This window comes from Bacillus cereus group sp. MG9 (assembly GCF_040459995.1).
Classification (GTDB): Bacteria; Bacillota; Bacilli; order Bacillales; family Bacillaceae_G; genus Bacillus_A; species Bacillus_A mycoides.
This window is the reverse complement of the sequence record NZ_JARVHC010000001.1, coordinates 5369241-5395137: the sequence shown is the minus strand read 5'-3', so window position 1 is coordinate 5395137 and position 25897 is coordinate 5369241. Positions and strand designations below refer to the sequence as shown.

Here is a 25897-nt window from a genome sequence, read left to right as displayed (position 1 = left end):
AGCAAGAAGGAGTTTAGAAATAAATTTTGAAGTTTAATAAGGACGTAAAAGAAAAACTTTTATTTCATGTTACAATAAACGTAATTGTTTCTAGAATAAGAAAGAAAGGTTGAAAGTAGGTGACATCATGGGAAAAATCATTGCTATTGCTAATCAAAAAGGCGGTGTTGGAAAAACAACAACATCCGTTAATTTAGGGGCTGGATTGGCACAAGTAGGAAAAAAAGTCCTTCTCGTAGATATTGATGCTCAAGGAAATGCAACGACTGGTGTAGGGATTGAAAAGTCTGAATTGGATCAATGTATTTATAATGTTCTTGTAGAAGATGCAGATGTTCAAGGTGCCATACGGAAAACCGCAACTGAAAACTTAGATGTTCTACCCGCTACAATTCAATTGGCTGGTGCTGAAATTGAATTGGTACCAACCATTTCCCGGGAAGTACGCTTGCAAAGAGCGTTACAGCCGATTCGTGATGAATATGAGTATATTATTATTGACTGTCCCCCATCCTTAGGGTTATTAACGATTAATGCATTAACAGCAGCAGATTCTGTTATTATTCCTGTACAGTGTGAATATTACGCGCTGGAAGGGTTAAGTCAGCTATTAAATACAGTTCGACTTGTGCAAAAGCATTTAAATAAAAATTTAGCAATTCAAGGTGTATTGTTAACGATGTTGGATGCTCGTACAAATTTAGGAATTCAAGTTATAGATGAAGTGAAAAAATACTTTAGAGATAAAGTATATCGTTCGATTATTCCTCGTAATGTTCGCTTAAGTGAGGCACCAAGTCATGGAAAACCAATTATGCAGTATGACGCTAAATCAAGAGGAGCAGAAGTATATTTAGATTTAGCAGAGGAAGTGATTGCAGGTGGCTAAGGGATTAGGAAGAGGAATCAACGTGTTTTTTCCAGATTTAGATGTGAAAGAAGAAGAAACAATTCAGGAGATTATAGTAACTGAATTAAGGCCGAATCCATATCAACCACGTAAATATTTCAATAAAGAAGCGATTCAGGAATTAGCGGCTTCTATTAAAGAGCACGGTATATTGCAACCTTTAATTGCTCGAAAGAGTATTAAAGGATATGAAATAGTTGCAGGTGAAAGAAGATATCGTGCTGCTAAAGAGGCCGGACTTGAGAAAGTGCCTGCTGTCGTAAGGCAATTAAATGAGCAGCAAATGATGGAATTTGCTTTGCTTGAAAACTTACAACGAGAAGATTTAAATCCTATGGAAGAGGCAATGGCATATCAGATGTTAATGAACGAGCTAAATGTAACACAAGAACAATTAGCAAAACGTCTTGGTAAAAGCAGGCCTTATATCGCAAATTATACTCGTTTGTTAAGCCTCCCTTCATTCGTTCAAGATATGATTGCAAACGGTCAACTTTCAATGGCTCATGGAAGAACTTTACTTACAATAAAAGATGAAGAACAGTTGAAATCTTTATTGAAGCGAATTGAAAAAGAAGGACTGAACGTTCGCCAATTGGAACAAATTGTCCAGGAAATTAATCAACGTGTTTCACGTGAAACACAACAAGTGAAAAAAGAAAGAAATATATTTTTTGTAGAGCGCGAAACGTTTTTAAGAGAAAAGTTTGGTACGGATGTAAAAATTAAAGAAACGAAAAAAGAAAAAGGTAAAATCGAAATCGAATTTTTTAATAAAGAAGATTTAAATCGAATTTTAGAATTATTATCAAAGGGAAATTAAAAAGCAAACCATCTTATTGTTTATAGATGGTTTGCTTTTTTTAATGCAGATAATTTTTGATCGGTTTCTTTTATACTTTGTGCAATTACATCGGCCATCTTCATAACTAAACTTAGTCTTGTATTTTGAAGTACGAAAAACTCCATGAAACCATTTAAATTTACGATGCCATGAATATGCAAATCACCAATTTCAGGTAATTTCTTATTCATCGCAGCTCCAGGTTTACTGGGGCCCTTTCCGGTAGTTATAGAACCGATACTTTGAGATTTTCCTAAACATGCATCAACAGCAATAATAAATGAAGCAGGGTTTTCTTTCTGTATATTCTGAATTTTTTCCTCTAGATTTAGTGCATGTATTGGTTCGTCTAGTGTGCCGAATACTTGAAGGTTTTTGATTTCAATTTGTTCTAGTTTAGTACCAACTAATGGACCAAGTGCATCACCGGTGGAACGGTCTGTTCCGATACAAACGAGAATGAGTGGCATATTAGTCTTAATGGGAATATGGGAAAGTAAGAAATTACTGATTGTCTCAGAGGCTTCTAAGTCATGATGCATAACATTTTGAGTTTCTTTTTCAAAAAAAGGTAAGCGAAAACTTCTAATATTCATGAAGCACCCATCCTTTTAATAAATTTTCACAATATGTTATATGGTGTGTGAAATGGAAAATTATAAGTGCATACTTTCTACAAACTGTGAATGAAAATGGAAATAATAGTACTAGTATATATATATTCGTTTCATTTTATACCTGAATGGAAGTTAACAAATGGAATTAAAGTCATAAATTTTTTTCAGAAATCAGAGAGAGTTCTGATACAATAATAAGGATAACTAAAAAGAAATTTTAGCTAGAGAGGTAGAGGGACATGGATTTAGCGTTGAAATGGTTTGAGTCCATTGATTGGACGAATATAGGTGTGAAGTCACTAAAAATAATCGTTATTTTAATACTTGGTGCAATCGTTGTGCGAGTTGCAAGGGCAATTGTACGAAATGCGTTTCGTATGGGAAGCCGTTCGCCGATTCAAATTTCAGAACGTCGTACAGTTACGGTAGCGAAGTTGCTTGAAAATATTGTGGCATACGTTGTTATGTTCATTATGTTAATTGCGATTTTAGGTGTGTTTGATATTAATGCATCAGGTCTATTAGCCGGTGCTGGGGTAATTGGTTTAGCAGTCGGTTTTGGTGCACAAAGTTTAGTTAAAGATGTTATTACAGGATTATTTATTTTGTTAGAGGATCAATTTTCAGTAGGTGATTATGTAAGAATAGGGCAATTTGAAGGAACTGTTTTGGAAATTGGACTACGTACAACGAAGATGAAAAGCTGGACAGGTGAAATTCATATAATACCAAATGGTAGTATTGTACAAGTAACGAACTTTTCCGTTAGTAATAGTGTAGCATTTGTTGATGTATCTATTTCTTATGAAAGTGATATAGTACGAGCGGAGCAAGTTATTGAAGATTTATTAGTAGAATTACCAGGAAAATATGAGAAAATGGTAACAACACCTCAATTGCTAGGTGTTCAAACATTGGCAGCGTCTGAAGTTGTATTACGTGTTATTGCTGAAGTTGAGCCGATGCAGCATGCAGTTATTGCGAGGGCTCTTCGCAAAGAGATTAAAAATCGTCTTGATTTACATGGGATTGAAATTCCATACCCACGTATGGTTTTATATAGTCGCGAAGAATTAGTTAGTGAAAAAGCAATTTAATAGTGGGAGGGATTTAGAGAATGGAGCAAAAGCAATATAACTTGTACGATGTTGTGGAAATGAAGAAAGCCCATCCATGTGGTGAAAATCGCTGGAAGATTATTCGTATGGGAATGGATATCCGCGTTAAGTGCGAGGGGTGTGACCATTCGGTAATGATTCCTCGAAGAGAGTTTGATCGCAAGGTGAAAAAAATACTTGTGAAGCACGAAGAATAGTGAAAAAGCAACGGCTGCAGTAGACAGTCGTTGCTTTTTTTCATTTGGTGGAAACTTGTCATTTTTTTCGTTACTATCTATAATGATGAAAGATTGAGACATAGGAGTGAAAAATATGGGATTAACGGCTGGGATTGTTGGATTACCTAACGTAGGTAAGTCCACTTTATTTAATGCAATTACACAAGCAGGAGCAGAATCTGCGAACTATCCATTCTGTACAATCGATCCAAACGTAGGGATTGTAGAAGTACCAGATGAGCGTTTAAATAAATTAACGGAATTAGTAGAACCGAAAAAAACTGTTCCGACTGTATTTGAATTTACTGATATTGCAGGTATCGTAAAAGGTGCGAGTAAAGGTGAAGGGTTAGGAAATAAATTCTTATCTCACATTCGTCAAGTAGATGCAATTTGCCAAGTTGTTCGTTGTTTTGAAGATGAAAATATTACGCACGTTTCAGGAAAAGTAGATCCAATTGATGACATTGAAACAATTAACTTAGAACTAATCTTAGCGGATTTGGAATCTGTTGATAAGCGTATCGAACGAGTTGCGAAGTTAGCAAGACAAAAAGATAAAGAAGCTGTATATGAGCATGAAATTTTAGTTCGTTTAAAAGAAGCTTTTGAAGAGGGAAAACCAGCTCGTACTGTTGAATTTACAGAAGAGCAAATGAAGATTGTTAAAGGCCTTCATTTACTTACAACGAAAGAAATGCTATATGTAGCAAACGTAAGTGAAGATGATATTATGGATCCTTCTGACAATAAATATGTACAAATGGTAAAAGAATTTGCAGCAAATGAAAATTCTCAAGTAATCGTTGTATGTGCAAAAATCGAAGAAGAAATCGCTGAGCTAGACGAGGAAGAGAAAAAAGTATTCCTTGAAGAACTAGGCATTGAAGAATCTGGTTTAGATCAATTAATTCGTGCTGCATATGATTTATTAGGACTTGCTACTTACTTCACAGCTGGTGTGCAAGAAGTACGTGCATGGACGTTTAAACAAGGTATGAAGGCACCACAATGTGCTGGCGTAATTCATACAGACTTTGAGCGTGGATTTATTCGCGCAGAAACAGTTTCTTATGATGATTTAATGACAAACGGTTCTATGACAGCTGCAAAAGAAGCTGGAAAAGTACGTTTAGAAGGAAAAGAGTATATCGTAAAAGACGGAGATGTTATGCACTTCCGCTTCAACGTTTAATTTAATATTTCCTAGGAAAAATAAAGATATGAGCTTGGCAAATATATTATGTGTTTGCCAAGTTTTTTACGTATTGGTGAGTTGATTCATATAACTTACTATGATATAATCTAAACTCGTGAGTAATTACTATAAATTAATTGCTCCTTGCCCATTATGGGCCGTTTAGACCAAAAGGAGGTGAAAGTGTAATGAGAAAGTACGAAATTATGTACATCATTCGTCCTGGCGTTGAAGAAGAAGCTCAAAAAGCTTTAGTTGAACGTTTTGCAGGTGTTTTAACAAACAATGGTGCAGAAATCATTAACACGAAAGAGTGGGGTAAGCGTCGTTTAGCTTACGAAATCAACGACTTACGTGAAGGTTTCTACATGATCTTAAACGTGAACTCTAACTCAGAGGCGATTAACGAATTCGACCGTTTAGCTAAGATCAACGAAGATATCCTTCGTCATATCGTTGTTAAAGAAGAAGAAAAATAATTGATATATAAGGGAGAGTGGTTCGATTGATGAATCGTGTTATCCTCGTTGGTCGTTTAACTAAGGACCCTGACTTACGTTACACGCCCAATGGTGTTGCAGTAGCTACTTTTACGTTAGCTGTGAATCGCGCATTTGCGAATCAACAAGGTGAGCGTGAAGCTGACTTTATTAATTGTGTAATATGGCGTAAACAAGCAGAAAACGTGGCAAATTATTTGAAAAAAGGTAGCTTAGCAGGCGTAGACGGACGTCTTCAAACTCGTAATTACGATGGACAAGATGGTAAACGTGTATATGTAACAGAAGTTCTTGCGGAGAGCGTACAATTTTTAGAGCCGCGTAATGGCGGTGGGGAGCAACGTGGTTCATTCAATCAGCAACCATCAGGAGCTGGTTTCGGTAACCAAAGCTCTAACCCATTTGGTCAATCTAGTAATTCAGGTAACCAAGGTAATCAAGGTAACTCTGGATTTACGAAGAATGACGATCCATTTTCGAATGTTGGTCAACCGATTGACATTTCGGACGACGATTTACCATTTTAATGGTGTGAATCGGCTATTTTTAACAAAGAATGGAGGGAATAGACATGGCAGGACGCAAAGGTGGACGTGCGAAGCGTCGTAAGGTGTGTTTCTTCACATCTAACGGCATCACTCGCATTGACTATAAAGATGTTGATTTATTAAAACGTTTCGTTTCTGAGCGCGGTAAAATTTTACCTCGTCGTGTAACAGGAACAAGCGCGAAATACCAACGCAAACTTACAGTTGCAATTAAACGTGCTCGTCAAATGGCACTTTTACCATATGTTGGTGAATAATAGCGTATGAAATGCACAGTAGAGTCGGACTCTACTGTGCATTTTGCTATGCTTTTCTTTTTGAAAGAGAGGTTAAAATGTGAAACAAGCAAGGTTTATTACCGAAGGCGCAGCGTTATTGGCTGTATATGCAATGTTATTGCTCATATCTATGTATGTTCCGATTTTGGGTACAGTTGTAACATTTGTATTGCCGTTACCATTTATATTGTTAACGATAAAATATGGCGTACCTAATGCTTTTGTGGTTTTTACAGCAGCATTTTTCATTGCTGTTATTGTGGGTCAACCGATAGGTCTAGTAAAGACAATTATGTTTGGGTGTACGGGTATTGTTTTAGGATACATGTATAAAAAACAAAGAAAGCCGTTGGAAATTTTGATAGCAGGGACACTTGCATACTTAATCGGTATTATGCTCATTTATGTTGTGAGTATAAAATTTTTCAACATAGATTTAATACAGAAAATGCAAAATATGTTTAGTGAAAGTGTAGTACAAAGTGAAAAGATAGCAAATGCTGCTGGTATGCAGGTTAGTAAGAAACAAAAAGATTTATTCGCACAAATGAATGATATATTACAAACGATACTCCCGAGTATACTTGTAATGGTTTCTGTGTGTCTTTCTTGGATTACGGTTATGATATCAGGTAGTGTTTTGAAAAAGTTAAAGCATGAAGTAACACTTTGGCCTAAATTTAAAGACATACAATTGCCAAAGAGTATTATTTGGTATTACGTCATATTTATTTTGTTAGCAACTTTTATAAAGGTAGAACCAACATCATATTTACATATGGTATTTTCTAACCTATATGTAATCTTTGCACTATTGCTCGTACTGCAAGGTTTGACATTTATCGCCTTTTTGGCACATAGAAAAGGATTTACTAAAGGTGTTCCTGTTATTAGTTTTATTGTCTGCATGTTTATTCCGATGATGTTTCCTCTTGTAACAATCTTAGGTATAATTGATTTAGGGATTTCATTGCGTTCTAAAATAGGGGAATAAAATAATATTCCTTACACTATTTTAATTTGTTTAACTAACTGGAAAGTGAGTTAGTTTTACTTTATAGGAGTTGTATACATGCCTGAATTTTATAAGAAACAGTGGTTTTTATATCCTGTTTACGTATTGGCATTTTTTGTATTCGTGCTAATTTCACTCCTCTGTTACTTTCATTTAATTATGGGGATATCAGCCTTTTTTATCTTTTGTATTGTACTTTTTTTCGTTATACGATTCGAACTTACTTTTCAAAGGAATTTTGAAAAACATACGACAGATATGATTACAAGGGTAAAGAAAGTGAGTAATGAAGCATTTAACCAAATGCCAATTGGTATTTTGTTATACAATAAGGATTATGGGATTGATTGGGCGAATCCTTATTTATCATCATGTTTGGGGCAGCATGCATTAGCTGGTTGGCACCTTTACGATGTATCAGAAACATTACTCCTTTTTATTAAGGGGGAAACTTCTGACGATATAGTTTCTTTAAATAATCGAAAGTTTCGTGTTTTTGTAAGGAAAGAAGAAAAACTAATTTATTTCTTTGATGTAACGGAACAAACAGAAATTGAAAAGATGTATGAAGATCAACGCACTGTTTTAGCTGTTATTTATTTAGATAACTATGATGAAGTTACACAAGGATTAGATGACCAATTACGTACGAATATAACAAGTCTTGTGACGTCACGTCTAAATGAATGGGCTGTTAAGTATGGTGCATATTTGAAACGTGCATCTTCAGAAAGATTCTTCGTTGTACTAAATGAAAGTATTTTAGCGCAAATGGAGAAAGGGAAATTTAGTATTTTGGATCAAGTGCGTGAAGAAACATCAAAAAGGAATATACCACTTACATTAAGTGTTGGTGTTGGCTCAGGTGATTTACCTTTATCAGAGCTTGGAGCGATGGCCCAATCTGGTTTAGACCTTGCATTAGGACGAGGAGGAGACCAAGTAGCTATTAAACAAGCAACGGGTAAAGTTAAGTTTTACGGTGGTAAGACGAATCCGGTTGAAAAGCGTACTCGTGTACGTGCTAGGGTTATTTCGCATGCATTAAAGGATTTAGTATTAGAAAGCAGTAATGTCATTATAATGGGGCATAGAGCTCCTGATATGGATGCGATTGGTGCAGCGATTGGTATTTTAAAGGTAGCTCAATTAAATGAGCGCAAAGGATATATTGTATTAGATGAAAATGATTCTGATAAAGGAATCAAACGTTTGATGGATAAAGTGAAACAAAATGAAGAGTTATGGTCACATTTTATTACACCAGGGCAAGCGATGGAATTTGCAAATGATGATTCATTACTTGTTGTTGTTGACACGCATAAACCTTCAATGGTGATGAAGGAAAAACTGTTACACAAGATTGAAAATGTAGTAGTTATTGACCATCATCGCCGCGGGGAAGATTTCATTGAAGATCCATTACTTGTTTATATGGAGCCATACGCTTCTTCAACGGCAGAGCTTGTTACAGAATTACTTGAGTATCAACCGAAAAATTTAAAGATGACAATGTTAGAAGCAACGGCATTGTTAGCTGGTATTATTGTTGATACAAAAAGTTTTACATTCCGTACAGGCGCTCGTACATTTGATGCCGCTTCTTATTTACGCTCGCATGGCGCAGACACTGTACTTGTACAAGAGCTTTTAAAAGAAGATATGGGTCAGTATTTACGAGTTGCAAAAGCCATTAAAAATGCGTACATTTATAAAAATGGAATTGCGATTGCTAAAGTTGATGGTGATGAATATTATGACCAAGTACTTATTGCACAATCAGCAGACACATTATTGACAATGACAGGTATCATTGCATCGTTTGTTATTGCAAAACGTGGAGAAAATTTCATTGGAATTAGTGGTAGATCTTTAGGTGAATTGAATGTACAGCTAATTATGGAGAATTTAGGAGGTGGCGGGCACTTAACAAATGCAGCCACACAAATGAAAAATGTTACAGTAGATGAAGCGGAGGAGAAGCTTCGATTTGTTATTGATGACTATTTACAGGGAGGCACACAATCATGAAAGTAATTTTTCTAAAAGACGTAAAAGGTAAAGGTAAAAAAGGAGAAATAAAAAACGTACCAGACGGTTATGCAAATAATTTCTTACTAAAACAGGGGTTAGCTGCCGAAGCGACAAACAGCAGTATGAAAACTTTAGATGCTCAAAAGCGCAAAGAGGAAAAAGATGCAGCAGCAGAAGTTGAGAATGCAAAAGAGCTGAAAGAAACATTAGAGAAATTAACTGTAGAAGTAAAGGCGAAATCTGGAGAAGGTGGCCGCTTATTTGGTTCTATCACGAGTAAACAAATTGTAGATGTAATGCAAAAGTCACACAAGATTAAACTTGATAAACGTAAATTTGAAATGGATGATGCAATCCGTGCATTAGGTTATACAAACGTCAATGTGAAATTGCATCCGCAAGTAACAGCAACAGTGAAAGTTCATGTTAGTGAACAATAAAAATAAATTAAGCAAGGAGGATTGCGCATGAGTGATGTAATGGCTGATCGTACCCCTCCGCATAATATAGAAGCTGAGCAGGCAGTCTTAGGTGCCATATTAATTGATCAGGATGCGTTAACGTCAGCATCGGAACTATTGGTACCTGACTCATTTTATCGAACGAAACATCAAAAGATTTTTGAAGTCATGCTTGGGTTGTCTGATAAGGGAGAACCAATCGACTTAGTAATAATGACATCAGCGATGGCTGATCAAGGATTACTAGAAGAAGTTGGTGGGGTTTCTTATCTAGCAGAGTTAGCAGAAGTTGTTCCAACAGCTGCTAACGTAGAATATTATGCACGCATCATCGCTGAAAAGGCACTTTTACGTCGTTTAATTCGAACGGCGACTCATATTGTATCGGATGGATACGAGCGAGAAGATGATGTGGATGGCCTTTTAAATGAGGCTGAGAAAAAAATATTAGAAGTATCTCACCAAACAAATGCAAAAGCATTCCAAAACATTAAAGATGTTCTTGTAGATGCTTATGATAAAATTGAACTTTTGCATAATCAAAAGGGTGAAGTTACCGGGATACCAACTGGATTTACTGAATTAGATAAGATGACCGCAGGTTTTCAGCGAAATGATTTAATCATCGTGGCGGCGCGTCCATCGGTAGGGAAAACTGCATTTTCACTAAATATAGCACAAAACGTAGCGACGAAAACTGATGAAAATGTAGCGATTTTTAGTTTAGAGATGGGCTCTGATCAGCTTGTTATGCGTATGCTTTGTGCAGAAGGAAATATTGATGCACAAAGACTTCGTACCGGTTCATTAACTTCTGATGATTGGGCGAAATTAACAATGGCGATGGGTAGCCTTTCTAATGCTGGTATATATATTGATGATACACCAGGGATTAAAGTAAATGAGATTCGAGCAAAATGTCGTAGATTAAAGCAAGAGCAAGGTCTTGGGATGGTTTTGATTGACTATTTACAGCTTATTCAAGGAAGTGGGAAATCAGGAGAAAACCGTCAGCAGGAAGTATCTGAGATTTCTCGTACATTAAAAGGGATTGCACGTGAATTGCAAGTACCTGTTATTGCCTTGTCGCAGTTATCTCGTGGTGTAGAATCTCGTCAAGATAAACGTCCGATGATGTCTGACATTCGTGAATCAGGAAGTATCGAGCAGGATGCTGACATTGTAGCCTTCCTATATCGTGAAGATTACTATGATCGTGAAACAGAAAATAAAAATACAATTGAAATTATCATTGCAAAGCAACGTAATGGTCCGGTAGGTTCAGTAGAGCTTGCGTTTGTTAAGGAATTTAATAAATTCGTCAACTTAGAACGCCGCTTTGAGGATGGACATGCACCGCACGCATAAAGGCAGTATAAAAAAGAAACACATTTCTTATAATAAGATGTGTTTCTTTTTTTTTATATGAAAGATAGGGCTTTCATAAGGTGAATATGTAATTCTTACGAACGAAAACGTTTTTCGATAAAAAAATGTTCGCTTTTTGGTTGACTTCTCTTTCTGTTTTGGTACAATTATATTGTTTGAATAGATCGTTTGAAAATTGCGGAGGTGCTTTAATAATGTCTTCAGTAGTAGTTGTAGGAACACAATGGGGCGACGAAGGAAAAGGTAAAATCACTGATTTTCTTTCTGAGCATGCGGAAGTAGTTGCAAGATATCAAGGTGGAAATAACGCGGGACATACAATTGTTTTCGGCGGAGTTAAATATAAATTACACTTAATTCCATCTGGTATTTTCTATAAAGAGAAAATTTGTGTAATCGGAAATGGCTTAGTAGTAGATCCGAAAGCATTACTTGAAGAGTTGAAATACTTACACGATCGTGGTGTAAGTACTGATAATTTACGTGTAAGTAACCGTGCACACGTTATTTTACCTTATCACTTAAAACAAGATGAATTAGAAGAAGCGAGTAAAGGTGATAACAAGATCGGTACAACGAAAAAAGGTATCGGTCCTGCATATATGGATAAAGCTGCTCGTATTGGTATCCGTATGGCTGATCTTTTAGACCGTGAAGCATTTAAAGAGAAGCTTGAGCGTAATTTAGTGGAGAAAAATCGTTTGTTTGAAAAAATGTACGATACAGAAGGTTTCAGCGTAGAAGAAATCTTTGAAGAGTACTTCGAATACGGACAACAAATCGCACATTACGTATGCGATACATCTGTCGTATTAAATGATGCACTAGATAACAATAATCGTGTATTATTTGAAGGTGCACAAGGTGTTATGCTTGATATCGACCACGGTACGTACCCGTTCGTTACATCTTCTAACCCAATTGCTGGTGGTGTAACAGTTGGAACTGGAGTTGGTCCTGCGAAAGTTACTCGCGTTGTAGGTGTATGTAAAGCATATACAAGCCGTGTTGGTGATGGTCCATTCCCTACTGAACTTAATGATGAAATCGGTCACCAAATTCGTGAAGTTGGTCGTGAATACGGAACAACAACGGGTCGTCCACGCCGTGTAGGTTGGTTCGATAGCGTTGTTGTAAGACATGCACGTCGTGTTAGTGGTTTAACAGATTTATCATTAAACTCTATCGATGTATTAACAGGTATTCCAACTGTTAAAATTTGTGTTGCTTACAAATGCAATGGCGAAGTTATCGATGAAGTTCCAGCTAACTTAAACATTTTAGCGAAATGTGAGCCTGTATATGAAGAGCTTCCAGGTTGGACAGAAGATGTTACTGCTGTGAAATCACTGGATGAGCTTCCTGAAAATGCAAGAAAATACGTAGAGCGTGTTTCTGAATTAACAGGAATCCAATTATCTATGTTCTCGGTTGGACCAGATCGTAATCAAACAAATATCGTTCGTAACGTATACGAAGCTTAATTGATATAAAAAATTGATTTTTTTAAGAAAAAACTCATATTTTTATGAGTTTTTTCTTATTTTTTATAAAAAAATAAAAAAAGGTATTGCAAAAATGAAAGATAGCATGTTATGATATGTCTTGTCGTCACGAAAATATGACGTTGGTGAGTATGAGCCATTAGCTCAGTTGGTAGAGCATCTGACTTTTAATCAGAGGGTCGAAGGTTCGAATCCTTCATGGCTCACCATTTTATTTTTCGTGGCCCGTTGGTCAAGTGGTTAAGACACCGCCCTTTCACGGCGGTAACACGGGTTCGAATCCCGTACGGGTCATGTTTTTTTTATGTTCATTTTTGGTCCCGTGGTGTAGTGGTTAACATGCCTGCCTGTCACGCAGGAGATCGCCGGTTCGACCCCGGTCGGGACCGCCACTTTTGTTTATACCACCATTAGTGGTTTTATATATAGTTTTGGCTCGGTAGCTCAGTCGGTAGAGCAGAGGACTGAAAATCCTCGTGTCGGCGGTTCGATTCCGTCCCGAGCCACTCTCAGGATATTAAGTGGGCCCACTTAATATCCTTTTTATTTTGTCCAGTTTTACAAATGTGGGTAGTTATTTTACAATAGAATGAGGAGCCTCTAGCAGTTGAAGCTAGAGGTTTTTCTATAGATCGTATAGGATTCCGTGTAAAAGTGGATGATACATGAGTCTATGAGAATAGAGGAGAAATACTTAGACTAAGATTGTTGTCATATAGGAACATACTATAGAAACACCAATATGTTTGAGGATTATTGATCATATTTTTATAAGGAGGAAATAGACGATGATGGGAAAGAAAATTTTAGTAGTTGATGATGAAAAGCCAATTGCGGATATTTTGAAGTTCAACCTAGAAAAAGAAGGTTTTGAAATTGTAATGGCGCATGATGGTGATGAGGCGATTGAAAAAGCAAATGAAGAACAGCCAGATATGGTTTTATTAGATATTATGTTACCGGGAAAAGACGGTTTAGAGGTATGTCGTGAAATACGTAAAAGCTCAGAAATGCCAATTATTATGCTTACAGCAAAAGACTCTGAAATTGATAAAGTATTAGGGCTTGAGCTTGGGGCAGATGATTATGTAACGAAGCCATTTAGTACGAGGGAGTTACTTGCTCGTGTGAAAGCGAATTTACGTCGCCATCAGCAGGGTGGTGCTGCAGAGAAAGAAGAAAATACCGAAATGGTTATTGGACCAATCGTTATCAATTCGAACGCTTATAGTGTAACAAAGCGTGAAGAAAGCATTGAGCTTACACATCGTGAATTTGAATTACTACATTATTTAGCGAAGCATTTAGGTCAAGTTATGACTCGTGAACATTTATTACAAACAGTTTGGGGTTATGATTATTTTGGAGATGTACGTACAGTAGACGTAACAGTACGTCGTTTACGCGAAAAAATTGAAGATAATCCAAGTCATCCTACTTTAATTGTAACTAGACGTGGGGTAGGGTATTACTTGCGTGACCCAGAACAGGAATAGTATATGAAGAAAGTTGGTTTTTTTCAATCTATTCATTTAAAATTTGTGCTCATATATATGCTGTTAATATTAATAGCAATGCAAGTAATTGGTGTATATTTCGTCAGGGAATTAGAAAAAAGCCTTGTAAAAGGCTTTCAAGATTCCTTAACGCAGCAAACAAATCTACTTTCTTATAATCTGAAGCAAGAGTTTGTAAAAGAACGTCCTAAAACAGAATCAGTAGATAAAGCTATTAATGATTCGATTCAAAAATTCGCATCAGATCGTAAGAAAGATATTCAAGAAGTAAGTGTAATTGATTCTACTAAAAAATTAATGGCAATTTCAGACGGGTCTAAGCAAAATAAGGTAGGAAGAACGTCAGCAGATACAGCTGTACAACGGGTAATGGTACAAAAGAAACCAGAGTCAAAGATTGAGAAAGATGGAAATACAGGTCATCGAGTTCAAGTTATGATTACCCCTATTCTAAAAGATCCAGGCGGAGAGGTACTTGGTGTCATTCATATCGTTGCATCTATGGAAGATGTGTATAAACAAATGAAGGACATCAACCAAATTTTCGCAACGGGTACAGTAATTGCTTTATTAGTAACAGCTGTACTTGGAATTTTATTGGCTCAAACAATTACGAGACCAATTTCAGATATGCGAAGACAAGCAATTGAAATGGCGAAAGGAAATTATTCGCGAAAAGTAAAGGTGCATAGTCACGATGAGATTGGACAATTAGCATTATCTTTTAACAATTTATCTAAAAAATTACAACAAGCTCGTTCCTCCACAGAAAGTGAAAGACGAAAATTATCATCCGTTTTATCACATATGACAGATGGAGTAATTGCTACTGATCGAAAAGGGGATATCATTTTATTAAATGATCCTGCGGAAAAGATGTTAAATGTTTCGCGTGAAACGGCGCTAGATCAATCAGTGTTAGAAGTGCTAGGAATACAAGAAGAATTTACACTGGATCATTTATATGAAGAGCCTGATTCAGTTTTATTAGATTTTAGTACGAGAAATGAACCATATATTTTACGTGCTAGTTTCTCTGTTATTCAAAAAGAAACAGGGAAGGCAAATGGTTTAATTGCTGTATTATATGATGTAACAGAGCAGGAGCGGATAGAACAAGAGCGCCGTGAGTTTGTTGCGAACGTATCTCATGAGTTAAGAACGCCGTTAACAACGATGCGCAGTTACTTAGAAGCACTTACTGATGGAGCATGGCAAGATCCCAATATTGCACCGCAATTTTTAACAGTTACACAAGAAGAAACGGAAAGAATGATCAGGCTTGTAAATGCATTGTTACAATTATCTAAACTAGATAGTACAGAACATCGCTTAATGAAGGAATGGGTCGACTTTACTGATTTCTTTAATAACGTTATCGATCGTTTTGAAATGTCTAAAGAGCAAAATGTAAGCTTCAAACGATCTTTCTCTAAAAAATCTCGATTTATTGATATGGATACAGACAAAATTACACAAGTTTTATATAACATTATTTCCAATGCACTAAAATATTCGCCAGAAGGTGGTACAGTAACATATCGCCTACGTGACCGCGGGGAGTTATTAGAGATTAGTGTGAGTGATCAAGGAATGGGAATTCCGAAAGAAAATGTAGATAAAATATTTGAACGTTTTTATCGTGTAGATAAAGCGCGTTCGAGACAAATGGGTGGTACAGGTCTTGGGTTAGCCATTGCGAAAGAAATGATTGAGGCACATGGCGGCTCGGTTTGGGCGAAAAGTGAGGAAGGAAAAGGGACAACTATTTATTTCACATTGCCAATGGCGACAGATGAAGAGGACGATTGGGAATGAGTATGGAAAACTTTAAAACGATAGTTCTAATTAATTTGGTTGTCATTAGTCTATTTCTTACTTTTAACTTGTGGACATATGTTCCTGATTCTACTTCTATGCAAAATACAAAGTTCGTTCAAGGTAACGAAGAGATAAATACGATAAAGATTTCGGAGGTTGTTCGCCCATCCTCTGTCGTTATTCATAAAGAGAAAAATCATTATGTAAGCGAAAAAAAGGAAAATGTGGATTCGATCTATAAAATTCTTGAAAACGGAGAATTACATAATTTCGAGGAAATAACGGGGACAGTCCCTAAAGGTGATTTTCTGTCTTATGTACACGGAGAAGAAAAAATTGAATTTGTTTTTCCTACAAATATCCCGTTAGATACGATTAAAAATATGTCTAATATTAAAGATAAAAACATAGAAAGTAACAGAAGTTTTAATCGTATTATAATTGATCCTTCTAGAAGTAAGGACCAAGAAATTAAAGTTAGCTTTGTTTCCTATGATACTCCTCATAAAATATATCAAGCAACATTGAGTGGTGCTTATATAAAGGATATTATAAATGCTCAAAATCAACTTATAACAGTAGCAAGACCATATTTTGAGTATCAAATAAATGATACAAAAAAACTTTTTTTACCAGAGGGGATTACGGAATTAAGTAAGGCAGAGTATATTACAGCTAAACTAGAAGTGGATCCATTTAAAAATGCTTTATTTAGTGATCCACGTTATTTAAGTCCTATTTCTGAGAAAACAAAGGAAACATTTACAGATGGCATCCGTTCTATGGAAATTGATAAGTCGGATGCAATGTTGAAATATAAAAATTCCGCTGTACATGGTGATAAATCTACGGATAATGCGGTAATTTTACAAAAAAGTTTTGACTTTGTAAGTGGGCATAGTGGATCCTTGAAGTCCTATCGTTTTGATTATATTAATGGGAGGAAAACTTCATTCCGTTTATATGAGGATGGTTTGCCTGTATTTAATGCAAATGGAATGGCGGAATTAAAACAAGTATGGGGTTCAGGTGAAATTATGCAGTATGAAAGACCCTTTTTTGAGTTCAGTATTACTTTGCCTAGTAAACAACAAACAACTTCTCTCGCATCAGGTCGTACAGTGATGACATCATTAGAGAATAATCCAGAAATTGATAAAAAATCAATTCAGGATGTTGGTATTGGTTATAAAATGTCATTGGAACCGTCCATCAGTGATGTGAGAATCGCTGTCTTACAGCCGATATGGTATGTAAAATGTGAAGAAGATGGTAAGCAACAAATATATGAGTGGAGTGAGGGGGGACTAAATGGATTGGGATCGAATTAAAACCATATTTATTGTGACCTTTTTTGTTTTAGACCTCTTTCTTATCTTTCAGTTCATTCAAAAGCAAGATAGTAATCAATTAGAACTTGTGACGGAAACGAAAATCGATCAACAATTAAAAGCCGAAAAAATTACTATGGGAAATTTCCCTAAAGAACCGAAAAAAGAGTCATTTATAATGGCAAAAAATAAGGGTTTCAAAGAAGAAGATGTGCAATCTTTAAAAAATCAGACAGCGCATGTGCAAGACGAATATCAAATAGAGGGTAAATTAAAAGAGCCTTTTTTAAATACAAAATCATTGTCAAAAGATAAGTATAATGAGTTTTTGAAAAATTATGTGCTGGATGGACAAAAATATGAGTTTGGAGCAATAAAGGACTCAAAAATTTACTTCTTTCAAAAGTATAAAGATAAACCAATCTTCTACAATAATCGTGCGATGATTGTTGTAGATTTAAATGAAAAAAATGAGCTTATTTCATATACACAAACAATGTTAACGGATTTGAAGGAAATGGGCGAAAGCGAAAAGACGAAAGAACAAGAAATTATTACTGCTCAAACAGCTTTAGAAAATATATATTTGAAAAATAAAATTGCAGAAAATACGCACGTGAAAGAGGCGCAGATTGGATATGCGACTCTTGCGGAGTCTTCTTCTAATATACAAGTGCTTGCTCCAACATGGAACTTAAAGACAGAACAAAAAAAGGATTTTTTTGTGAATGCAATTGAAGGACAAGTTATGGAATTAGGGGAAACTCAAGTGCCGGAAGAACATAATGGAGTGAGAAAGAATGAGCATGCATTTTAGTGTACTTGCAAGTGGAAGTACAGGGAATATGCTATATGTAGGAACAGATGAAAAAAAACTGCTTGTCGATGCAGGTTTAAGTGGTAAAGCGACAGAGGCTTTATTTAAACAAGCTGAACTGAATATAAATGACATATCAGGTATTCTTGTAACACATGAGCACAGTGATCACATTAAAGGATTAGGTGTATTGGCGCGTAAATATGATTTACCTGTTTATGCGAACGAGAAAACATGGAATGCAATGGAACATTTAATAGGTAATATCCCAACTGATCAAAAATTCATTTTCTCAGTAGGAGACGTGAAAACATTTGGGGATATTGAAGTTGAATCATTTGGTGTTTCTCATGATGCGGCGGAACCGATGTTTTACGCTTTTCATAACAATAATAGAAAGTTAGCTCTTATTACAGATACGGGCTACGTAAGTGACCGTATGAAAGGTGTTATTAAGGGAGCAAATGCTTTCGTGTTTGAAAGCAATCATGATGTGGAAATGCTTCGTATGGGACGCTATCCATGGAGCATTAAGCGACGTATTTTAAGCGACGTTGGCCACGTTTGTAATGAGGACGCTGCATTAGCGATGGCTGATGTTATTACAGATGAGACAAAACACATTTATTTAGCACATTTAAGCTTAGATAATAACATGAAAGAATTAGCGCGTATGTCTGTATCACAAGTATTAGAAGAAAAAGGTTTTGGGGTTGGAGAATCCTTTGAAATACATGATACGGATCAAAAAGTGCCTACGAAAATTCAATACGTATAATTCTTCATTTTAGTAAACAATAAAGGTGAATATAGTTGTTTTCAGGAAGATAGGTGAACAAATATGTCCTTTATTGATGAAGAAAAATATCGTATTAAACGTGCAGGCAAAAAGAAACATAAAGGTATTGTCATTTCTAGCATAGCGGGGACGATTGTAGGGGCTTCATTATTTGCATTTGGAGCTCCTTTATTTTCAAATCATGCGGGTAAGCTTCCGCAAGCTGAAGCAAGTGAAAAAAATATGGCTGAAGCTCAAAGTGGAAATGTTCCTGTTAAACAGATTAGCTTTGTAGACGCTGTTGATCGTGCTTCAGAGGCTGTTGTTGGTGTTATTAATATTCAACGAGACAATTTTTCGGAGGCTGATTCGGAAGCTGGTACAGGCTCTGGTGTGATTTATAAGAGAACAGATGGACATGCGTATATTGTAACGAATAACCACGTTGTTGCTGGGGCGAATCGTATTGAAGTGAGCTTAAGTGACGGTAAGAAAATTCCAGGTAAAGTATTAGGAACCGATGTAGTCACGGACTTAGCTGTACTAGAAATAGATGCGAAGCATGTGAAGAAAGTGATTGAAATTGGCGACTCTAATACCGTTCGTAGAGGAGAACCAGTTATTGCGATTGGAAATCCACTGGGGTTACAATTTTCCGGAACTGTCACACAAGGTATTATTTCGGCTAATGAGCGTATTGTTCCTGTAGATTTAGATCAAGATGGACATTACGATTGGCAAGTAGAAGTATTGCAAACAGATGCGGCAATTAATCCAGGTAATAGTGGTGGAGCGCTTGTAAATGTAGCGGGACAATTAATAGGTATTAACTCAATGAAAATTGCAGCAAAAGAAGTAGAAGGAATTGGATTAGCTATTCCAGTTACGAGAGCTGTTCCTATTATGAATGAACTAGAAAAGTACGGTAAAGTAAGAAGACCTTACGTTGGGATTGAACTAAGATCATTAAATGAGATTCCGAGTTACTATTGGTCAAAAACATTACACTTACCAGGTAACGTAACAGAAGGAGTCTGCATTTTAGATGTGAAAAGTCCTTCGCCAGGTACGGATGCGGGTCTTAGAGAACATGATGTTATTGTGGCGGTAGATGGAAAAGCGGTGCACGATATTATTGGGTTCCGCACGGCCTTATATAATAAAAAAATTAATGATAAAATGACTCTTACGTTTTATCGTGGTACAAAACGAGCGACAACAACGGTGAAATTAGGCATTCAAAAGTATTAAAAACAGGAGGGCCTACCTCCTGTTTTCTATTGTAGAAAAGTGAGGTGAGGAATATGAATTTACCTTGTTGTTTAGAACATGTTGAATTAGCATTAGATATCATTGTGGATGAGTGTGAAGTCGCACCGGTTATTAACAATGTGGATAACTCTGAAGAAGAGAAAAAAACATGTGAATTTTGTCAAAATGAGGCGACATATGTTGTATCGAACACAGATTCTCACACAATATGTGGGTAACATTTGTGGATATGTGGATAAGTCCTGTGGATAACGTGTTTGTAAGGTGGGGAATAAATGTGAATATCTCGATTATTTCAATCGGAAAATTAAAAGAAAAATACTTAAAACAAGGTATAGCAGAATACTTAAAACGATTATCTTCTTACGCAAAAGTAGAAGTAATTGAATTGCCAGATGAAAAGGCACCAGAAAATTTAAGTGCAGCAGAAATGTTAATTGTAAAAGAAAAAGAAGGTATTCGTATACTGGATAAAATTTCTGATGATACGCATGTCATTGCGTTAGCTATAGAAGGAAAACAAAAATCATCAGAAGAATTTGCGATAAGTATAGATCGCCTTGCTACATATGGAAAGAGCAAGATCACATTTGTAATTGGTGGATCACTGGGGCTTAGTTCTGAAGTAATGAAGCGTTCAAACGAATCTCTTTCTTTTTCGAAGATGACATTACCACATCAATTAATGCGATTAGTATTGCTTGAGCAGGTGTATAGAGCGTTTCGGATTAATCGTGGTGAACCGTATCATAAATAAATTTTTCATTTGTATATAAAGAGTAAAAAAGACCATTGGACAAAAATCACCGATGGTCTTTTAAACATTAATAGATGGTATGTAGATTTCCTAAAATAAGTATGTTTCTATTTCTAAAAAAATATGCTGTAATATGAAGAGGGAAAAAGTATAAGTAGTCATAGAAGTGAGGAATTAAAGGTGAAGAAGTTTAAGAAGTTTTACTTGGAGATTACGAGTGTATGTAATCTTGCGTGCAGCTTTTGTCCGCCGACGGAAAGGCAGAAGCAATTCATTTCTGTAGAGGATTTTGCTAAAAGATTAGACCAAATTAAACCTCACACAGACTACATTTATTTGCACGTGAAGGGTGAGCCGTTGCTCCATCCGAAAATAGATCAACTATTAGATTTAAGCCATGAAAAAGGGTTTAAAGTTAATATTACAACGAACGGAACGTTAATTAATAAGAGAAGGCATAGACTGTTAAATAAGCCTGCGTTAAGACAAATGAATTTTTCACTGCACAGTTTTGATGGACACCCAGGTTCGCAAGATAAAGAGGGCTATGTAAGGAGTATACTTTCTTTCATTAGAGAGGCAACAAGTCAATCGGACTTAATCGTTTCACTAAGATTATGGAATTTAACTCAGGATAATAAAACAAATGCTGAAATCCAAAAAAATAGGGATTTATTATCTATAATTGAAAATGAGTTTGATCTATCTTATCAAATTGAAGAGAAGCTTACACCGGGAAAAGGTATAAAAATTGCGGAACGTGTCTTTATTAATCAGGACTATGAATTCCAGTGGCCGGCATTGCATGAAGAAGAGGATGATGGAAAAGGATTCTGTCATGGTCTTCGAAATCAGGCTGGAATCTTAGCGAACGGAACGGTTATTCCTTGTTGTCTAGATGGTGAGGGAATTATTAATCTTGGAAATATTAATAATGATTCATTCTCTAATATTATTGAAGGCGAAAGAGCGAACAATATTGTAGATGGATTTTCAAAAAGGGTTGCAGTAGAAGAACTATGTAGAAAGTGCGGATACCGCAAAAGATTTGGAAAGTAAATATAGAATAAGCCCTCATAAAGCGAGGGCTTATTTTTATTCTTGATAAGAACGTTCTAATTCATCAATTAAGGAACCGACGTAAGAAACGGCTTTACGGATTGCATCTGGTTTTGACATGTCTACTCCAGCGTGTTTCATTAATTCAAGTGGTTTCATTGTACCGCCTGCACGGAGTACATCAAGCCAGCGATCAACAGCAGGTTGTCCCTCTTCTTTAATCATTTGAGCTACAGCGGTAGAAGCAGTTAGTCCTGCAGAATATGTGTAAGAATATAAGCCCATATAATAGTGAGGTTGACGCATCCATGTTAAACCGGCGCCTTCATCAATTTCTACGGAATCTCCCCAGAATGTCGAAAGGACCTTCGTTTTTATTTCAGTTAAAGTTGTAGCTGTGAGTGCTTGCCCTTCTTCTGCTAGAGCGTATACTCTTCTTTGATATTCTCCCTCAAGTAGATGGGTAACGAAGTTGTGGTAATATGTGCCGAGTAGTTGCAGAATAACCCATCTGCGCATTCTCTTATCTTCAGTAGTCGCAAGTAAATGCTGGGCTAATAGTAATTCATTCATTGTTGATGGAGCTTCAACGAAGTACATAGATGGACGCACATTCATAATACGCTGATTTTTATTTGCTAAATAAAAATGACCAGCATGTCCAAATTCATGAGCTAATGTGAAACACCCGCGCATCGTACCCTGCCATGTAATTAAAATATAAGGGTGAGAACCGTATGGGCTAGAACAGAAGGCACCTGTTGATTTTCCTACGTTATCTGCAAGGTCTATCCATCTTTCTTTGAAGCCCTTTTCGATAATGGAACTATATTCATTTCCTAATACTTTTAAAGAATCTTGAATGAGTTTGCCAGCTTCTTCGTAAGTGATTGTTGGATTAAATTCAGGATCTAACGGTGCATGTAAGTCACAGAAAAGCATTTGATCAAGCCCTAATACATTCTTTTTTAAATCTGCAAAACGGCGCATATGAGGCGCTAATTCGTTATAAATAATATCTAGTTGGTTGTTATACATTTCAAGTGGAACTTTTTGAGGTTCTAAAAGCATATGGGTAACGGACTCGTACTTGCGCAAACGAGAAAGCGCCACTTGTTTTTTTACTTCAGTAGCATATGTTGTTGCAACTGTATTTTTATATCGTTTCAATGTGGAAACAAATGATGAATATGCTTTTTTACGTATATATGCGCTTGGAGAAAACTCATATTTGCTTTCGAATAATGCAAACGATACAGGCAAATCATTTCCCTGTTCATCTTGTATAGAAGGGAAATACATATCGGCTAATTTAGTCATGCCGTAAATTTTGTAGGGTGAACTATGAACTTCGCCGAGTGCAGCAAGAGCTTCTTCTGTTTCAGGAGAGAGAGTGTGCTGCCTCTTTTTGAGTATCTCTAGTAATGATTTACGGAAAGGTTCAAGTTTTATTTCCTCAGTTAAATATTTTTCAATTGTTCCCTCCTCAAATGAGAGAATTTCGTTATGAATAAAGGATAGTGCGGTATGTATATTCGTTCCTAGAGCGGAAATTTTGGAAGAGTTCGCTTGAATAACTGAATCTGTACGATCAGCGGATTCTTTTAAATTTGCATATGCGCCGAGTTTTGTTAGCTTCATTAAAAGCTCTTCTTCTAAAAGTAGGCAATTTAATAAGGTAGCGGGGCTAGTGTGTAATTGTCCTTTAAATGCATCAAGTTTTTTTATATCGTCTGTTAATACACGTAATGCAGTTTCCCACTCTTTATCAGATTCGTATAAATCAGAAAGGTCCCATGTCAATTCAGTAGAGACTTCCGCGCGAATAAGGCGTTTCTCAATTACATTTTTCATTTGTTATATCCCCCTTATTATAAGTATCTAAAAACATGATACTAGAAAATTCAGTGAAATGAAAATATTTTACATTTTTATACATGAAAAAGAAGGACAAGCATAAAAAATGCTTGTCCTTCTAGTTAAATTTATAGATTAATATACTTTGTCACCGTTGAAAATAGAGTTTTTCACGACTACATAATCTACAGTACGAATTGCGTCTAATTTTGTTCCACCAGCGTAAGAGATAGAAGATTGAAGATCTTGTTCCATTTCGATTAAAGTGTCTTCTAAAGAACCTTTATGCTCAACGAACATTTTCTTACCTTCAACGTTTTTCTTCTCACCTTTTTGGAATTCAGAAGCTGAACCGAAGTACTCTTTATAAAGTTTGCCATCTTTTTCGATTGTTTCCCCTGGAGACTCTTCATGACCTGCGAATAGAGAACCGACCATAACCATAGTTGCTCCAAATCGAATTGATTTAGCTACGTCGCCATGTGTACGAATACCACCGTCAGCGATAATTGGCTTACTTGCAGCTTTTGCACACCAGCGAAGTGCAGCTAGCTGCCAACCGCCAGTTCCAAAGCCTGTTTTAATTTTAGTAATACAAACTTTACCAGGTCCAATGCCAACTTTTGTTGCATCAGCGCCAGCGTTTTCTAATTCTCTTACCGCTTCTGGAGTTCCAACGTTTCCAGCGATAACGAAGCTTTCTGGTAAATGTTTTTTAATATGTTGAATCATGTTGATCACAGCGTTAGAGTGACCATGTGCGATATCGATTGTAATGTATTCAGGTGAAAGTTGCTCAGCAGCTAATTGTTGTACGAATTCGTACTCGTCTTCTTTAACACCAACGCTGATTGAAGCAATTAATCCACGTGATTGCATATCTCTAATGAATGAAATTCGTTTCTCTGGTTGGAAACGATGCATGATATAGAAGTAATTATTTTCAGCTAAATAAGTTGCGATTCTTTCATCAATAATCGTTTGCATATTTGCAGGTACGACAGGTAATTTAAATTTATGTTTTCCTAAAGTGACAGTTGTATCACATTCAGATCGGCTATTTACAATGCATTTTGCAGGAATTAATTGAATATCTTCATAGTCAAATACGTTTTCCATCATTTACACCCCTAAAATACGAATATTTTATTTTTATTGATTGAAAATGTTCGTCCATAGGATAATTTACATCATTTTCAGTAAGAAGTCAAAGATTTTCTTAACGTTTTTTTGAAAAGAAGCCAATACATTTTAAAAATAACGTTAAAAACGAATTTAAATAGATTTATTATGCATAATGTTCGTTTATAAAAAAGTAAGGAAAGTTGCGATAATTGCATAAGATTGTATGTATGCCTCTTATTTTGAGCGAGGGGGCTGGGGAAATACTATGAAAAAGTTAATACTAATAATAGGAATAACTTTGTTGGTTACTGCCGGATGTAGCAATAATGATGCATTTGATAAGGCAGAGAAACAAGGAGATTTAGCATTGGAAAATAAAGAATACGATAGAGCAGTCGTATCTTTTGAATTAGCGTTAAAAGAAAAGAAGGATGATCGGGAAATAAGGCTGAAGGTGAATCAAACAAATAAATAAAATGATTGAAGCATTACAGGGAAGTAATATAGACCGAGCAATTTCGTTATTGAGGGAAATTGAAAATGATTCTGCTAGTTCAGTTATATTAGCCAAACAAGCAAAAGAAAAACGAGAAGTTTTAGCTAATCAAAAAGATGAGGAAGAAAAATATAAGCAAATGCTAGTTAAAGTAGAGGAGTTGAAAAACGAGCAGAAGTTTGCGGATGTAAAAGAGCAACTTAACGTAATTATTAGGGAAACGAAAGGGAAAGAACAGTTTAAAATATATTATCAAAATGCGAATGAACAAATTATACAGAGTGTGCCGAGGGCAGTAGATGTAGATAAAACAAAAGATGAGAACCGTAAGGAAGAAAAAGTAATAGAAGAGAAGCCGAAGAAAGAAAGTGTTATTACCGGTCAGAAGGCAGAATAATATGGAATAATATTTTTAAAAAGTTTTTAAAATAG

Annotated in this window: 27 protein-coding genes and 4 tRNA genes; 28 read left to right on the top strand and 3 right to left on the bottom strand. The window is 36.0% G+C overall.

Annotated features, from left to right (window positions below; translation table 11 throughout):
• The first annotated feature begins 127 nt into the window (after nt 1-127).
• Both soj and spo0J read left to right on the top strand, forming a co-directional pair.
• Nucleotides 128-889, top strand: coding sequence for a sporulation initiation inhibitor protein Soj (gene soj, locus QCI77_RS27755; RefSeq protein WP_002016469.1), 762 nt, complete (start codon nt 128-130; stop codon nt 887-889).
• A complete protein-coding gene (spo0J, locus tag QCI77_RS27750) occupies nt 882-1733 on the top strand; it encodes a stage 0 sporulation protein Spo0J (RefSeq protein WP_170935246.1) in 852 nt (283 codons plus the stop codon). Before soj ends, spo0J begins: the two co-directional genes overlap by 8 nt.
• 20 nt (nt 1734-1753) lie before the next feature.
• Here spo0J and yyaC read toward each other — a convergent pair whose 3' ends face one another.
• Nucleotides 1754-2350 carry a spore protease YyaC gene (gene yyaC, locus QCI77_RS27745; RefSeq protein WP_016106800.1) on the bottom strand — a complete coding sequence of 199 codons (597 nt, stop codon included), beginning with the start codon at nt 2348-2350 and terminating at the stop codon, nt 1754-1756.
• A 260-nt stretch (nt 2351-2610) separates the two neighbouring features.
• Between yyaC and QCI77_RS27740 the strand changes: the two genes are divergently transcribed.
• From QCI77_RS27740 to QCI77_RS27625, 24 genes are all read left to right on the top strand, one after another.
• Nucleotides 2611-3468: a mechanosensitive ion channel family protein gene (locus QCI77_RS27740; RefSeq protein WP_002016466.1), complete on the top strand. Its 858-nt coding sequence runs from the start codon at nt 2611-2613 to the stop codon at nt 3466-3468.
• A 20-nt stretch (nt 3469-3488) separates the two neighbouring features.
• On the top strand, nt 3489-3686 hold the full coding sequence (locus QCI77_RS27735; RefSeq protein WP_000436054.1) for a DUF951 domain-containing protein: 198 nt from the start codon (nt 3489-3491) through the stop codon (nt 3684-3686).
• Nucleotides 3687-3801: 115 nt separating this feature from the next.
• Nucleotides 3802-4902, top strand: a complete 1101-nt coding sequence (ychF, locus tag QCI77_RS27730) for a redox-regulated ATPase YchF (protein WP_002089951.1) — start codon at nt 3802-3804, stop codon at nt 4900-4902.
• Nucleotides 4903-5093: 191 nt separating this feature from the next.
• Nucleotides 5094-5384 carry a 30S ribosomal protein S6 gene (rpsF, locus tag QCI77_RS27725; protein ID WP_001233782.1) on the top strand — a complete coding sequence of 97 codons (291 nt, stop codon included), beginning with the start codon at nt 5094-5096 and terminating at the stop codon, nt 5382-5384.
• Nucleotides 5385-5410: 26 nt separating this feature from the next.
• Nucleotides 5411-5932: a single-stranded DNA-binding protein gene (gene ssb / locus QCI77_RS27720; RefSeq protein WP_000981963.1), complete on the top strand. Its 522-nt coding sequence runs from the start codon at nt 5411-5413 to the stop codon at nt 5930-5932.
• Between the two features lie 44 nt (nt 5933-5976).
• Complete coding sequence (gene rpsR / locus QCI77_RS27715) at nt 5977-6210, top strand: 30S ribosomal protein S18 (RefSeq protein WP_000918874.1); 234 nt, start codon at nt 5977-5979, stop codon at nt 6208-6210.
• 79 nt (nt 6211-6289) lie between these two features.
• Nucleotides 6290-7225, top strand: a complete 936-nt coding sequence (locus QCI77_RS27710; RefSeq protein WP_353825745.1) for a YybS family protein — start codon at nt 6290-6292, stop codon at nt 7223-7225.
• A gap of 78 nt (nt 7226-7303) precedes the next feature.
• Complete coding sequence (locus QCI77_RS27705; protein ID WP_353825744.1) at nt 7304-9277, top strand: DHH family phosphoesterase; 1974 nt, start codon at nt 7304-7306, stop codon at nt 9275-9277.
• Entirely contained in the window at nt 9274-9720 is a 447-nt protein-coding gene (gene rplI, locus QCI77_RS27700) for a 50S ribosomal protein L9 (protein WP_002130186.1), read from the top strand. Before QCI77_RS27705 ends, rplI begins: the two co-directional genes overlap by 4 nt.
• A 27-nt stretch (nt 9721-9747) precedes the next feature.
• Nucleotides 9748-11109, top strand: coding sequence for a replicative DNA helicase (dnaB, locus tag QCI77_RS27695; protein ID WP_002016457.1), 1362 nt, complete (start codon nt 9748-9750; stop codon nt 11107-11109).
• A gap of 215 nt (nt 11110-11324) precedes the next feature.
• Nucleotides 11325-12614 carry an adenylosuccinate synthase gene (locus tag QCI77_RS27690; protein ID WP_002034994.1) on the top strand — a complete coding sequence of 430 codons (1290 nt, stop codon included), beginning with the start codon at nt 11325-11327 and terminating at the stop codon, nt 12612-12614.
• A gap of 154 nt (nt 12615-12768) precedes the next feature.
• Nucleotides 12769-12844: transfer RNA gene (locus QCI77_RS27685), tRNA-Lys, on the top strand.
• 13 nt (nt 12845-12857) lie between these two features.
• Nucleotides 12858-12929 (top strand) — tRNA-Glu (locus tag QCI77_RS27680).
• Nucleotides 12930-12951: 22 nt separating this feature from the next.
• A tRNA-Asp gene (locus QCI77_RS27675) sits at nt 12952-13027 on the top strand.
• A 41-nt stretch (nt 13028-13068) separates the two neighbouring features.
• Nucleotides 13069-13141, top strand: a tRNA-Phe gene (locus QCI77_RS27670).
• Between the two features lie 282 nt (nt 13142-13423).
• Entirely contained in the window at nt 13424-14131 is a 708-nt protein-coding gene (walR, locus tag QCI77_RS27665; RefSeq protein ID WP_000971867.1) for a cell wall metabolism DNA-binding response regulator WalR, read from the top strand.
• A gap of 3 nt (nt 14132-14134) precedes the next feature.
• A complete protein-coding gene (gene walK / locus QCI77_RS27660; RefSeq protein WP_002143958.1) occupies nt 14135-15970 on the top strand; it encodes a cell wall metabolism sensor histidine kinase WalK in 1836 nt (611 codons plus the stop codon).
• The gene (locus QCI77_RS27655) at nt 15967-17304 is read left to right on the top strand and encodes a YycH family regulatory protein (RefSeq protein WP_353825743.1); all 1338 of its coding nucleotides are present in this window, start codon (nt 15967-15969) and stop codon (nt 17302-17304) included. Before walK ends, QCI77_RS27655 begins: the two co-directional genes overlap by 4 nt.
• Nucleotides 17285-18121 carry a two-component system regulatory protein YycI gene (locus tag QCI77_RS27650; RefSeq protein ID WP_002166372.1) on the top strand — a complete coding sequence of 279 codons (837 nt, stop codon included), beginning with the start codon at nt 17285-17287 and terminating at the stop codon, nt 18119-18121. The genes QCI77_RS27655 and QCI77_RS27650 overlap by 20 nt, the downstream gene beginning before the upstream one ends.
• Nucleotides 18105-18899 carry an MBL fold metallo-hydrolase gene (locus tag QCI77_RS27645; RefSeq protein ID WP_002143955.1) on the top strand — a complete coding sequence of 265 codons (795 nt, stop codon included), beginning with the start codon at nt 18105-18107 and terminating at the stop codon, nt 18897-18899. The genes QCI77_RS27650 and QCI77_RS27645 overlap by 17 nt, the downstream gene beginning before the upstream one ends.
• A gap of 63 nt (nt 18900-18962) precedes the next feature.
• Nucleotides 18963-20150, top strand: coding sequence for a S1C family serine protease (locus tag QCI77_RS27640; RefSeq protein WP_002035000.1), 1188 nt, complete (start codon nt 18963-18965; stop codon nt 20148-20150).
• A 53-nt stretch (nt 20151-20203) separates the two neighbouring features.
• The gene (locus QCI77_RS27635; protein ID WP_001052825.1) at nt 20204-20389 is read left to right on the top strand and encodes a CxxH/CxxC protein; all 186 of its coding nucleotides are present in this window, start codon (nt 20204-20206) and stop codon (nt 20387-20389) included.
• A 59-nt stretch (nt 20390-20448) separates the two neighbouring features.
• Nucleotides 20449-20928, top strand: a complete 480-nt coding sequence (gene rlmH, locus QCI77_RS27630; RefSeq protein ID WP_098635884.1) for a 23S rRNA (pseudouridine(1915)-N(3))-methyltransferase RlmH — start codon at nt 20449-20451, stop codon at nt 20926-20928.
• 180 nt (nt 20929-21108) lie between these two features.
• On the top strand, nt 21109-21987 hold the full coding sequence (locus tag QCI77_RS27625; RefSeq protein WP_002016446.1) for a radical SAM/SPASM domain-containing protein: 879 nt from the start codon (nt 21109-21111) through the stop codon (nt 21985-21987).
• A gap of 36 nt (nt 21988-22023) precedes the next feature.
• Here QCI77_RS27625 and pepF read toward each other — a convergent pair whose 3' ends face one another.
• Both pepF and guaC read right to left on the bottom strand, forming a co-directional pair.
• Entirely contained in the window at nt 22024-23841 is a 1818-nt protein-coding gene (gene pepF / locus QCI77_RS27620; protein WP_353825742.1) for an oligoendopeptidase F, read from the bottom strand.
• Nucleotides 23842-23979: 138 nt separating this feature from the next.
• On the bottom strand, nt 23980-24963 hold the full coding sequence (gene guaC / locus QCI77_RS27615; protein WP_002068771.1) for a GMP reductase: 984 nt from the start codon (nt 24961-24963) through the stop codon (nt 23980-23982).
• 271 nt (nt 24964-25234) lie between these two features.
• Between guaC and QCI77_RS31005 the strand changes: the two genes are divergently transcribed.
• Nucleotides 25235-25444 carry a hypothetical protein gene (locus QCI77_RS31005; protein ID WP_232301875.1) on the top strand — a complete coding sequence of 70 codons (210 nt, stop codon included), beginning with the start codon at nt 25235-25237 and terminating at the stop codon, nt 25442-25444.
• Nucleotide 25445: 1 nt separating this feature from the next.
• Nucleotides 25446-25862 (top strand): hypothetical protein, encoded by a 417-nt coding sequence (locus QCI77_RS27610; protein ID WP_483298988.1) that lies wholly within the window; start codon nt 25446-25448, stop codon nt 25860-25862.
• Nucleotides 25863-25897 lie beyond the last annotated feature (35 nt).